Raw genomic sequence first — 12,811 nt, forward strand, 5'->3', positions numbered from 1 at the left:
AAACCACTGGCTGCCCAGAGTTTCGGGTACATGCTGATATTGGTGAAGCCCGGCAAGGTATTGATCTCGTTGATCACCACATCACCCTGCTCTGTCAGGAAGACATCGACCCGCGCCATGCCGCGACATTCCAGAACCTGAAATGCCTGTAATGCAATAGCACGAATGCGGTCGTGTGTTTCCGGTGGCAAATCCGCGGGCACAGCGATGGATGCGCCGGACTCATTGATATATTTGGTATCGTAAGAGTAGAAGTCGTCATGCAGGATCACTTCGCCGCACACGCTGGCCTGCGGATGATCGTTGCCTAATACCGCGCATTCAATTTCGCGACCTTTGATTGCCGACTCCACCAATACTTTATGGTCGAAGCTGAACGCGTCATCCAGAGCACGAAGGTAACCGGCCTCATCGCTGATTTTACTCACACCGACCGATGATCCCTGATTCGCCGGTTTGATAAACAACGGCAAACCGAGTTGCTGCGAAACACTGGCAAAGGTGTTCTTCTGACGATTCGCGCGGGTCAGACAGACGAATGGCGCGACGGAAAGCCCGGCATCGCGCAGCAAACGCTTGGTCACGTCTTTGTCCATGCTGACCGCCGACCCTAAAACGCCGGAGCCGACAAACGCGATATTCGCCATGCGCAGTAAACCCTGCAAAGAGCCGTCTTCCCCCAGCGTACCGTGGACAATCGGGAAGATCACATCCACCTGCGACAACGCACTGGCGCTGTGGGTTTCGATTAACTGATTTTCGGTCTGACCGGGGATCAGCGCGACCTGATTATTCGAGCGGTTAAGGGCAATCAGCGAGGGGTTTTCAGCGTTGATCAGGTAGTTGCTGGCATCATTAATATGCCATTCGCCTTTCTTATCAATACCCAATAACGTCACATCAAAACGTTGTTTATCAATGGCATCGACTATGTTTTTCGCCGACTGCAATGACACTTCATGTTCTGCCGATTTACCACCAAAAATGATGCCTACCCGTAATTTACTCACCTGCTGCTCCTTGCTGCCAGCGTGAGGGCTGGCAGCGAATTTTTCTGTTAACGTTTTGGCTTAAAACTAGTCAACCACAAATAATTTCGCGCCAACCGGCGTCGATGAACGATGCGCCTCGGCATTGTCCGCCACCTGATAACTCATCCCCGGAGAAAGCGTAAACGTGCGGCCATCCTCCAGGCGCGTGTGCAATTCACCTTCCAGACAAAACAGAACGTGGCCCTTGCTGCACCAGTGATCCGCTTCATAACCGGCGGAATATTCCACGATGCGAACGCGTATATCGCCAAATTTCTGGGTGCGCCACAGCGCCATCCCTACATCGCCCGGATGCTGAGTCGGCGTGACCTCGCGCCAGTCGGTGGTGCAAAACGGAATCGCATCAAGCTTCATGAATTTCTCAGTGTCGGAAAACAAGGAAAGCCAGCATAAAAGTGAGCGCTTAATTTATCAATCGCTTGCTAAAACAAAACCACGGGAGAAAAAACCGGCTTTGGAAGAAAAGTTACGTAAAGACGATTAATCTCAGAGACAGCCCGCAGCCCTCGCGGGCTGTGGCCTGTAAGCAGGCAGCCAAAATACGGTGAAAAGACTGTGTTGCCGGAGGTGTCTGTGCGACAGACTTCACGTTTTATCGACTATGCTTATTGTTCGAATGAGACAGCGGAAACATAACGCAGAAAGGCGTACGCACCTCAATTCCAACGCGCGGCTGATTTTTAAAGCGGCGCGCCACAAAACAAGGAGCACCACATGCCATATCAAACGATAAATCCGTTCAACAACAAACTCATCAAAGAATACCAGACGCACAACGATAAGCAGGTCGAGGAAACGCTGGCCACCGCGCATGCGTTGTACAAATCCGACTGGGCACAGGGCGATATCCAGCAACGTGTGAAAGTCCTGCACAAGCTGTCGGAAATCATGTCGTCGCGCGTCGATGAACTGGCCAAAATTGTCAGCGTCGAGATGGGCAAGCTTATTGAGCAAAGCCGGGGCGAAGTGCAAATTTGCGCAGACATTGCGAAATTCTATGCCGAAAAAGCGGAAGAATTCCTCAAACCTGTGCCTTATAAGTCAGACCTGGGTGAAGCCTGGGTAGAGCACCATCCAATCGGCGTGATCATGGCCGTCGAACCTTGGAACTTCCCGTTCTACCAGCTGATGCGTGTTCTGGCACCGAATCTGGCTTCCGGTAACAGCGTGATTGTGAAACACGCCAGCATTGTGCCGCACTGTGCGGAAACCTTTGAAAAGCTGGTGACCGAAGCCGGTGCGCCAAAAGGCGCTTATACCAACCTGTTTATTTCGCAGGATCAGGTCGCGTCAATCATTGACGATGACCGCGTTCAGGGCGTGGCGCTGACCGGTTCGGAAAAAGCCGGTGCCGTGGTCGCAGCCCGTGCTGCCGGTAAGCTGAAAAAATCCACGCTGGAGCTGGGCGGGAACGACGTGTTTGCCGTGCTCGACGATGCGGATATCGATAAAGCGGCTAAAGCCGGTGCGCAGGCACGTATCTCCAACGCAGGTCAGGTGTGTACCGCGGCCAAACGTTTCATCATTCATGAAAAAGTCGCCGATGAATTCCTGAAAAAATTCACCGATCACTTTAAAGCGCTGAAGATGGGCGATCCGCTGGATAAATCCACCACGCTGGGCCCGTTGTCCTCTGCCGACGCGGTGAAAACGCTGAGCAAGCAGGTGGATGACGCCGTAAAACACGGGGCGAAACTGCACTTTGGCGGTAAAAAGGTGACAGACAATCCGGGTAATTTCTTCGAGCCAACGATTCTGACGCATATCACCCGCGACAATCCGGCATATTTTGAAGAGTTCTTTGGCCCGGTCGCCCAGGTGTATGTGGTGAAAAATGACGAGGAACTGGTGAAACTTGCCAATGACTCGCACTACGGCCTCGGCGGTTCGGTCTTCACCAAAGACATGGACCGTGCCCGTAAGCTGGCAAGCCAGATTGAAACCGGCATGGTATATGTCAATTCACCGACAGACACCGCCGCCGAACTGCCATTTGGTGGGGTTAAGCGCTCAGGTTTTGGTCGCGAGCTGTCAGATCTGGGGATCAAAGAATTTGTGAACCAGAAACTGGTCGTGCTGGCCGCGAAATCGTAACTGTTTCAACCAGAGTTCTGTACCCAAAATAATTCAGGCGGCAGCAAGGCCGCAAGCGAAGGAAACCCGATGAGCTGACTTATGCCAGTGATTCGGGTGACTGAATGTCGCCAACGCCCCTGCGGTTTGAATTATGACGGGTAGCCTTGACCCACGACAAAGCGGTATTGCATACAGCCTCTCTATAATCGGGGCTGTTTGTCTTTCCACTGGTGAATCACATGGCGTATGAACTCAATCTCGACTGGCCAGAGTTTTTAGAAAAATACTGGCAAAAACAACCTGTTATTATCAAAAAAGCGTTCACAAACTTTGTCGATCCGATCACTCCGGATGAGTTAGCCGGCCTTGCGATGGAACCTGAGGTGGACAGCCGCCTGGTCAGCCATAAGAACGGGCAATGGCAGGCGAGCAACGGGCCTTTCGAACATTTCGATAATTTGGGTGAAACCGGCTGGTCGTTGCTGGCGCAGGCGGTTAACCACTGGCACGCGCCTTCTGCCGAACTGGTTCGTCCTTTCCGTGTACTGCCTGACTGGCGTCTCGACGATCTGATGATCTCCTATTCCGTGCCGGGCGGCGGTGTCGGCCCGCATATCGATCAATATGACGTATTTATCATTCAGGGCATGGGCAGCCGCCGCTGGCGTGTGGGGGATGCTTTGCCAATGCGCCAGTTTTGCCCGCATCCGGCGTTATTACACGTTGACCCTTTCACGCCAATCATTGATGAAGATCTGGAACCTGGCGACATTTTGTATATTCCGCCAGGCTTCCCGCATGACGGTTTCACCCATGAAACGGCGCTAAACTATTCCGTCGGTTTTCGTGGCCCGAACACCCGTGATTTCATCAGCAGCTTTGCGGACTATGCGCTGGAAAACGATCTCGGTGGCAACCACTACAGCGACCCGGATCTGACACTGCGCGAGCATGTGGGCAAAGTTGAAGAGTACGAACTGGATCGTGTGCGTAATATGATGCACGAGCTAATCAATGAGCCGGAATCCTTTAAACAGTGGTTCGGACGCTTCGCCACCACGCCACGCCATGAACTGGACATCGCTCCCGCTGAACCGCCGTTTGAAGCTCACGAAATTGTCGATGCCCTGACGCAGGGCGACAGCCTGACCCGTCTCAGCGGCCTGCGCGTGCTGAATGTGGGCGGGCGTTTCTTCGTGAACAGCGAAGCGCTGGAAACCGATAATGTGAAGGCGGCCGATGCGTTGTGCCGTTACACCTGCATCAGTAAAAATGAGCTGGGGAACGCGGTACAGGATCCGGAGTTTATCGCTGTACTCACCGATCTGGTGAATCAGGGTTACTGGTTTTTTGACGAGTAAAAACTGACGCGGTTGAAACGAAAAAGGCGGCATCCAACAGGGACGCCGCCTTTTTTATTCCGCGTTTTATGGCCGGTAAAGCTCGACCGGCGTTTTCGATCTCCGCACTTCAGGCTCAAACAGCGCTATCTCTTCACCCTGAATATATTTCGCCCGCAGCATCGCGGAAATCTTGTCCATTATCATGACGATAGCCACCAGAATAAGCGTGATAAACATCACCACATCCCAGTTCCACAGCCGCATATTTTCCGCATACACCAGGCCAATCCCCCCTGCCCCGACAAAGCCGAGCACCGCGGCAGAACGGGTGTTGGATTCAATCTGATACAGCGACAGTGCAAGGAAGGTCGGGAACGACTGGGTAAAGATACCAAAGCGGTGGGTTTGAAGCGGTGAAGCGCCCAGCGCCCGCAGGCCACGGCTTGGCGAGCGTTCCACGGCTTCATGCCCTTCGGCGAATAATTTGCCCAGTAACCCTAAATCCTGCATCACTATCGCCAGCACGCCTGCCAGCGGCCCCATGCCGACGGCGCGAACGAAAATCAGCCCCCAGATCGCCATATCCAACCCGCGCAGCACGTCAAGAAGCCGGCGAACGATCAGCGAAACAGGTCTGAGCAAGGGAGTGTTCATCACGTTTCGCGCAGCCAGAAATGACAACGGCAATGCCAGGAAAGAGGCGGTGATCGTGCCGGCAAAAACTATCGCCAGCGTGATGCCAATTTGCGAAAAATAGTACATAAACGGCCATTCGGAGACGTTGTGCCAGACGAACATGCGCAGGAAATAGCGCCCGACTTCACGGCTGCCGCGCACCACTTCGCTCCACGGAATGCCGAAGTAACTGAAAAAGTAGACGTAATACAGCGTAATCACCACGGCCAGTATCGCGAGGTAGCGCAGATAGCGGCGCTGCGCGGCAAACAAATGTCCGTGCTGTTGTTTCAGGCTGCTGACAACATGAGGTTCAAGCGCATCGGTTAACATCAGAAAGTGCCCTCCACAACGCGTTTGCGCAGTTTTCCTGAGAGATAATCCATTATCGATACCACCAATATAATCAGCAGTAAGGTCATGCTGACCTGATCATAACGGTCGAGCTTGATTGAGGTCATCAGCTCCTGCCCGATGCCACCGGCACCGACCAGCCCGAGAATGGTGGACTGACGGAAGTTGATCTCAAGGCGCATAAAACTGTAGGACAGGAAAATCGGTTTCACCTGCGGCCACATGGCGAAACGCATGCGCTGCAGTCGCCCTGCGCCGCAGGCACGCAGGCCACGCACCGGTTTATCCGAGGCGGTTTCAATGGATTCGTAAAACAATTTGGTCAGGCTGCCAACGGTATGTAATGTCAGCGCGATAAAACCGGGGATTGCCCCCACGCCAAAGGCCATGACGCACATCACCGCCCAGGCCAGTTCCGGCATGGTGCGTAAGAAAGCGACAAACGTGCGGATACTGAATTTTATCCATTTTGGCGAATCGGTATTATTGGCGGCAAGAAATGCCAGAATAATGGCCAGCGCGGTGGATAAAATCGTCGACGAAAGTGCCAGCTGAATAGTTTCCCAGATCAGCGGCAACTGAATATTAAGCCGGTAGCCCCAGTAAGCGAAAGACCCTTCAGTATGACCATCAGCAAATAACAACGGCCAGTGCAATACCGGCACCGTTTCACCGATATAATCAAAAAAACTCGGCGCGGAAACAATAATGGTTTTCAGATTTAGCTCGGAAACATTGCCTGACCAAAGATATAAAACCAGCATCAATCCTGACCAGATCAGCGCTTCACGCTTTTGTTTCCCGCGCACCTGCTGATAATAACGATTGAAATCTTTATTCAAAATAATATTTCCGGTTTACAGATAATAATAATTCCTCCCCCTGCGAAGGAGGAGGAAACTACGGATTAACGACCGCCTTTAGTCAGCTCACGCTTCATATCGATAATCTGCTGATATTCCGCCAGCGACGTTTCACCGATGTGTTGTTTACCGCCGACGGCTTTCACGAAGCAGGCGTGGTCTTCTTTATCCAGTTTCTTGATGGCAGAAACCAGTTTGGCTTTAAATGCCGGTGGCAAATCGCTGCGCACTAAAATCGGGCCGTTAGGGATCAGCGGAGATTCCCAGATGATACGGATTTTCTTCATCAGATCCGGATGGTCCATGCGGATCATTCGGTTGAATGCCCCTGAGGTATAACCGGTTTCACGGTCACCAATCATTGAAGCCCAGGTCACCGCGCCTTCGAACTGGCCGTTCAGCACGCCAAGAATGTCCTGCTCATGGCCGCCGGAGAAGGTAACGCTGGAGAAGAAGTTGTTGTATTTATTATCCGTTGTGCCGCCAAACTCTTTCTTGAACGCCTGATTCGGGATCAGGTAACCGGAGGTGGAATCCGGGTCAGCGAAGCCAAAGGATTTACCTTTCAGATCAGAAATTTTCTGGTACGGGCTGTCGGCTTTGACCACGACAACCGAGTGATAACCGCGGGATTTGTCGGTATCGTCGATCACAATACCCACCAGATCCACTGCTTTCGGGTTATTAATATAAACCGACGCGAAAGACGACGGAGACATACTTAATACCATGTCGACTTTCTTGCCTAATAACCCCTGAATAACGCCTGAATAATCGGAGGAATTACGCAGTTTAGTATCCACATTTAATTCTTTATCGAAGAAATCTTTGACGCACTGATTATCCCCGATTTGCTGAGTCGCATTCTGCCCGCCCAAAATACCTAAGTTCAGTTCTTTAGGCGCATCTTCTGCCATGCTGTGCATTGCGGTAAAGGAACCTGCAACAAAGACTGCCAGACGTAATAACTTCTTCATGTAATGGTAACCTTGTGTAGATTGAGAGAAAGTAGAAATAAAGCGTGCCAAAATTGAGTCTTATAATTAAACCGCTACGGCTTCATGTTCCTCACCGTATAACTGATGCAGGATCCCGTCAGTTAACTGATCAGGATGACCATCAAATATAATTTGCCCTTTCGCAATGCCAATAACACGGGTGCAATAATCTTTCACCAGTTCGACCGAATGCAAATTCACCATCACTGCGATATTTTCTTCGCTGACTTTTTTCAGTGCATTCATGATGCGCAGGGTATTTTTTGGATCGAGAGAAGCAACGGGTTCATCGGCCAGCAAAATTTTGGGGTTTTGCATCAGTGCGCGACATATCGCCACCCGCTGCATCTGCCCGCCGGAAAGATTTTCGGCGCGTTGTAACGCATGCGGCAACATGTGCAGCCATTCCAGCAGGGAAATCGCCCGGGCGCGGTCTTCGTCGTTAAACTGGTTAAAGAATGATTTGAAAGTTGAGGTATGGCTCAGACGCCCGAGCAACACGTTAGTCAGTACATCCAGACGCGGGACCAGGCAAAAATCCTGAAAGATCATGCCACAACCGGAACGCCAGCGGCGCAACGCTTTGCCGGTCAGCCCGGCAAGCTCCTGCTGTTCACCATTTTCGTAATGACACACCACGCTGCCGTCGGTTAACGGAATGGTGCCATTGAGAACGTGCAGCAGCGTAGATTTTCCTGCACCGGAGCGGCCAATCACCGCGACAAACTCACCGGCGTGCAGATCAAAATTAATGTCATTAAGAACCCGCTGGCCGGATTTGTAGGATTTCACCAGGCCTTTGACGTCGAGTACTTTGTTCAGATGCTGTGTCCCGGCCTGAGGATATTCAGCCTGTGCCAGCTTAAGTTGTGCTTGCGCCATGATGCTGTCTCTCGGTTGCTTTCATTATCTGGCGTTCATTAAGCGCGAGTTTTATGACACATCAATGACGATTTAATGGACAGCGCATGACAAAAAGACGCTGGAATAAGTCTATGATTGTAGGGGTGCCAAATGCGCATCACGTCAAAAAAGGAAGATGAAATGGATAATCAGACACTCATCGCCGCATTGAAAGAGATTGCCGGCATCCGCCATGTTCTGACCGGTGACAGCAACACCGAGCGCTACCGTAAAGGGTTTCGCTCCGGCGGAGGCAAAGCGCTGGCGGTCGTATTCCCGCAGACATTGCTGCAACAGTGGCAACTGCTGAAAGTGTGCATCGCGGCCGATAAAATCGTCATCATGCAGGCTGCCAATACCGGCCTGACCGAAGGCTCGACGCCCAGCGGGGACGATTACGACCGCGACATTGTTATTTTCAGCACGCTGAAGCTGGATAAGATCCAGTTGCTCGACGGCGGCCATCAGGTGATAGGCTTTCCCGGCAGCACACTCTATAAGCTGGAGAAAATGCTTAAGCCGTACAACCGGGAACCTCACTCGGTGATCGGATCATCCTGCATCGGTGCCTCCGTTGTCGGCGGGATCTGCAATAACTCCGGCGGCTCGCTGGTCAAACGCGGCCCGGCCTATACCGAAATGGCACTCTACGCACAGATAGATGAGCAGGGAGAGCTGAAGCTGATTAATCATCTGGGTATCAACCTCGGTGATACACCCGAGGAGATCCTGACGCGTCTGGAAAAAGCGGAATATCTTGAAACCGATATCCTGCACGATAAGCGGCTGGCGTCCGATAACGAATACGCCTCACGCGTTCGTGAAGTGGATGCTGATACGCCGTCACGCTTTAACGCCGACCAGCGCCGGTTGTTTGAGGCCTCAGGTTGTGCCGGAAAGCTGGCGGTTTTTGCGGTACGCCTCGACACTTTCCCGGCAGAAACCCAGCAGCAGGTGTTTTACATCGGCACCAATGACACCGCCGTCCTCACTGAACTGCGCCGTCAGATCCTGCGTGACTTCACTCATCTGCCTGTTGCGGGCGAATACATGCATCGTGACATTTTCGATATCACCGAAGTCTATGGCAAAGACACCTTCATGATGATCGACAAACTTGGCACCGATAAAATGCCGGATATGTTTACCGCCAAAGGTAAATTCGATGCCCACGCCAGCAAAGTGCCTTTTCTGCCGAAAAACTTCAGCGACCGCGTCATGCAATGCCTGAGCAAAGCCCTGCCCAATCATCTGCCTCCCCGGATGAAACAATACCGCGATCGTTTTGAACATCATCTGCTGCTGAAAATGTCAGGTCAGGGCATTGATGAGGCCAGAAACTTCCTCACCCGATTCTTCAGTGACGGTCAGGGCGATTTCTTTATTTGTTCTGCCGATGAAGGTAAAAAAGCTTTCCTGCATCGCTTCGCCGCAGCGGGTGCCGCGGTGCGTTATCACGCAGTGCATGAAAAAGAGGTGGAGGACATTCTGGCACTGGACATCGCGCTGCGACGCAATGACCGCGAATGGTTTGAAACCCTGCCGGAGGATATCGATAACCAGCTGGTGGCAAAACTGTATTACGGCCATTTCATGTGCCACGTTTTCCATCAGGATTACATCGTCAAAAAAGGCGCGAACAGCAAGGCGCTGAAACACAGGATGCTTGAGCTTCTCGACGCCAAAGGCGCGGAGTACCCGGCCGAGCATAACGTCGGGCATCTGTATATGGCGAAACCGCACCTGAAAGCCTTCTACCAACAGGCCGATCCCACCAACAGCTTCAATCCGGGAATAGGAAAAACCAGTAAGTTGAAAAACTGGCAGGAATAACAAATCCTGGAGCATGGATTATGCGGGGTTAGTTTGTTGCTCCCTCCCCTTCGCTGTGGAGGGAGCAGTGCAGATCAAAATAGCTGAGTTCCGTAACCCCACATGATCACCGTCAGCGCGAGCAGCAGCTCAAGAACCAGAACACCCATTGCCAGAGTTGAACTGGAGAACAGAAAGCCTTCGCGCCGGTCGATATTCAGGAAGTTCGGAATACCGAGATACAGCAGATATCCGCTGTAGCACAAACCAATAATACCGACGAACAGGCACAGCCAGACCATCGGATATAACGCGACGATCCCGCTGAGGAACATCGGTGTGGCAACGTAACCGGCAAACACGATGCAGTTGTTGAGTGTCGGACGACTGTCATAGCGACGCGCCATCCAGTAGATAATTCGCCCCATCAGGGCGACAGCACCGAGCATCAGAACATAAAAAATAACGGCGATGTAGGACGCGGTGAACATGGAAACCAGCAGTTTCTGCCCGTCACCGAAATTCCAGCCAAGCTGCGTGGTTCCGATAAAGGAACAGACAACCGGAATAAGCGCCATCAGAAGAACATGATGAGAATACACATGTGAAACGGTTTCCCGTTCACGCTGGATTTGTTGCAGTTCGGGACCTGGATGGGACAACAGTCCCCAGACATGATTTACCATGAAACACCCCCTTGTACGCCGAAAGCCGCCAGCGGCGTGCGGTGATAAACCTTCGGGAATGCCCGTTACACTGAGGCACAAGGAAGGTGGCGACCTGTCTAAATTATAGCCGTTATTGTTGAATCTGCAGAGGCGGCCAATTCTGCATGAAGGATCATTGGCCGCCTCGGGTCGCCTTTAATGAATAAAGCGTGCAGCGGTAAAGGTCACGCCAACTAACACCAGCATCATGCTGATAATCCATCGGGTCTGTTGAATCATCAGATCATAAAACATGGCCTGCATCCCGCTCAGGGAAGCTTCAATTTTCACAAAGCGTGCGTCTACCTTTTCAAATCGTTGATCGATTTTGTCAAAACGCTCATCTACACGCTCAAACTGGTTATCGATCCGGACCAGATGATCGTCAATCCTCAGCAGGTGTCCGTCGATGCGGGCGACGCTCTGCTCGGTTCTCCCGAGACGCACCCCTATATCTGTCACGGTTTCAGTGAGCGTGACCATCTGGTGTTCCAGCTTGCCGACTCGGAGGTGGGTATCCGTGACCACGTCGGTCAGTTGACTGACCTGCTGTTCCACCTTCCCCACACGCAAATTCAGTCCAGCAAGTTCCTCACCGGTTTTAATTCCCTGCTTTTCAATACTGTTGATCTGATTTTGCAAAAGCTTTTCCATTAGCGATTTCTCCTTGGGTGCTTCCGGCCAGGCTGGTGCGCCTGGGAAATAGAGCGTCGGGTTGACGGGCGATATATCCATTGTGCTGAGCTGATACATAGTTGGTTATCCCTCACATGTGTTTCCCTGTTCAGATATCCTTAATCTGCAACCAGTTTGCACTGTATAAATAACCACCTCAAATCAATTTATTGCTCGTTTAACACACCGATTTTAATGTATCTATGTTTGAGGTCGTTGCATTGAGCAAAGAAATAACTCCAGATAAATTAGCATGTTACGCGTGGCGGTAACGGTGGTGAGTTACACGAAAACAAACTTAACCGCTATAACCGACTTCGCAGCATATCCGCCCTTCATCTCGATCCCGTCGCCAGTTATTGTTGACGCCGTTTATGCTCGCAGGAAAGACGGAGTGCTGAATAAAATAATGTATTTTTATCAATGCGTTATGATTGTTATGGGCAGCCAGAACACCCGGTAACGCGTGTTAACCGGCGCCAGCCACTCCCCATTCCCCCCACAAACCGTTAACGTAAAGGCTGAATCTCTCAAGGAGGCCGCTATGCGCATCACCTGCTTACACACCGCCGACAGTAATATTGCCGTTTTCGATAACGCCGCCCGCCAGCTTGGGCTTGATCATCATGAAATAACGCATCTCTCCCGGCCAGATTTACTGGCTGCGGCGGAAAGCACCGGCGGCATGACGGCGGATTTGCAACATCAAACTGCACAACTCCTGCGCAGCCTTGCCACCCATGCAGACCGTGTGCTGCTGACCTGCTCAACGCTCGGGGCTGCGGCCACGCTGGCAAACGAAAGCAGCCCGGCACCGGTTTTTCGCGTGGATCAGGCGCTGGCAGAGCAGGCGATGAAAACGCCGGGAAACGTGGTGGTGCTTTGCGCGGTGGAAAGCACCCTGGACACCACCCGGCGGCTGTTTGAACAGGCAGAAAGGCATCCGCTGGCGGTGCTGGAGGTCCGGCTGGTAGCGGGAGCATGGGAGAAATTTAAGCAGGGAAATCTGGCGGGCTATCTGCAAACGATTGCCGCTGCCGCTGACACCGCTTACCGGCAAGGCGCCGACTGCGTGGCGCTGGCTCAGGCTTCGATGACGGGTGCGGCAGAACTGACACAGATCGGGACGCCGCTCACCGCACCGGTTTGTGGCCTGCGGGCCGCCGTGTCTCAGTAACAGGCAACAAAAAGGCGAAAATCGAAAGAGTGGCTATACTCAAGGTGAAATATCATTGGCTTAGCACATCAGGCCGGTGAAGACTAAGAGTAGATTAAGGAAAAAATATGAAAATTATTCTGTGGATTATCGCCATTATCTTTATCGTCGGCTTACTGACCCTGACAGGGGTATTT

The 12,811-nt window shown here is 52.1% G+C and carries 12 protein-coding genes; 4 read left to right on the forward strand and 8 right to left on the reverse strand.

Translation table 11 applies throughout. From position 1 onward, the window contains the following. Together ddlA and ED901_RS10080 are read right to left on the reverse strand one after the other, a co-directional pair. A partial coding sequence (ddlA, locus tag ED901_RS10075) for a D-alanine--D-alanine ligase (RefSeq protein WP_122096109.1) occupies positions 1-1,010 on the reverse strand: 1,010 nt, incomplete at its 3' end. A 66-nt stretch (positions 1,011-1,076) separates the two neighbouring features. Continuing rightward, positions 1,077-1,406, reverse strand: coding sequence for a DHCW motif cupin fold protein (locus ED901_RS10080; RefSeq protein ID WP_056778304.1), 330 nt, complete (start codon positions 1,404-1,406; stop codon positions 1,077-1,079). Between the two features lie 360 nt (positions 1,407-1,766). Between ED901_RS10080 and ED901_RS10085 the strand changes: the two genes are divergently transcribed. Further along, entirely contained in the window at positions 1,767-3,146 is a 1,380-nt protein-coding gene (locus tag ED901_RS10085) for an NAD-dependent succinate-semialdehyde dehydrogenase (RefSeq protein ID WP_122095819.1), read from the forward strand. Between the two features lie 221 nt (positions 3,147-3,367). Then, on the forward strand, positions 3,368-4,489 hold the full coding sequence (locus ED901_RS10090) for a cupin domain-containing protein (protein ID WP_122095820.1): 1,122 nt from the start codon (positions 3,368-3,370) through the stop codon (positions 4,487-4,489). Positions 4,490-4,555: 66 nt separating this feature from the next. Here the strand turns inward: ED901_RS10090 and phnE (ED901_RS10095) are convergent, their stop codons facing one another. The 4 genes from phnE (ED901_RS10095) to phnC all read right to left on the reverse strand — a co-directional run bounded on the left by phnE (ED901_RS10095) (position 4,556) and on the right by phnC (position 8,243). Continuing rightward, complete coding sequence (phnE, locus tag ED901_RS10095; RefSeq protein WP_122095821.1) at positions 4,556-5,479, reverse strand: phosphonate ABC transporter, permease protein PhnE; 924 nt, start codon at positions 5,477-5,479, stop codon at positions 4,556-4,558. Then, the gene (gene phnE / locus ED901_RS10100; protein ID WP_056778289.1) at positions 5,479-6,342 is read right to left on the reverse strand and encodes a phosphonate ABC transporter, permease protein PhnE; all 864 of its coding nucleotides are present in this window, start codon (positions 6,340-6,342) and stop codon (positions 5,479-5,481) included. The genes phnE (ED901_RS10095) and phnE (ED901_RS10100) overlap by 1 nt, the downstream gene beginning before the upstream one ends. Positions 6,343-6,407: 65 nt before the next feature. After that, positions 6,408-7,340, reverse strand: coding sequence for a phosphonate ABC transporter substrate-binding protein (phnD, locus tag ED901_RS10105; RefSeq protein WP_122095822.1), 933 nt, complete (start codon positions 7,338-7,340; stop codon positions 6,408-6,410). Between the two features lie 66 nt (positions 7,341-7,406). After that, the gene (phnC, locus tag ED901_RS10110) at positions 7,407-8,243 is read right to left on the reverse strand and encodes a phosphonate ABC transporter ATP-binding protein (protein ID WP_122095823.1); all 837 of its coding nucleotides are present in this window, start codon (positions 8,241-8,243) and stop codon (positions 7,407-7,409) included. A 162-nt stretch (positions 8,244-8,405) separates the two neighbouring features. On the opposite strand from phnC, the gene dld reads away from it, so the two are divergent. Continuing rightward, complete coding sequence (gene dld, locus ED901_RS10115) at positions 8,406-10,097, forward strand: D-lactate dehydrogenase (protein WP_122096110.1); 1,692 nt, start codon at positions 8,406-8,408, stop codon at positions 10,095-10,097. A gap of 74 nt (positions 10,098-10,171) precedes the next feature. Here the strand turns inward: dld and ED901_RS10120 are convergent, their stop codons facing one another. Continuing rightward, positions 10,172-10,762: a Yip1 family protein gene (locus tag ED901_RS10120; RefSeq protein WP_056778278.1), complete on the reverse strand. Its 591-nt coding sequence runs from the start codon at positions 10,760-10,762 to the stop codon at positions 10,172-10,174. Between the two features lie 177 nt (positions 10,763-10,939). Next, on the reverse strand, positions 10,940-11,536 hold the full coding sequence (locus ED901_RS10125; RefSeq protein WP_122095824.1) for a hypothetical protein: 597 nt from the start codon (positions 11,534-11,536) through the stop codon (positions 10,940-10,942). Between the two features lie 466 nt (positions 11,537-12,002). Between ED901_RS10125 and ED901_RS10135 the strand changes: the two genes are divergently transcribed. Further along, a complete protein-coding gene (locus ED901_RS10135; RefSeq protein WP_122095826.1) occupies positions 12,003-12,635 on the forward strand; it encodes an aspartate/glutamate racemase family protein in 633 nt (210 codons plus the stop codon). Positions 12,636-12,811 lie beyond the last annotated feature (176 nt).

Origin of the sequence: Rahnella sp. Larv3_ips (assembly GCF_003697865.1) — a bacterium.
GTDB lineage: Bacteria > Pseudomonadota > Gammaproteobacteria > Enterobacterales > Enterobacteriaceae > Rahnella > Rahnella rivi.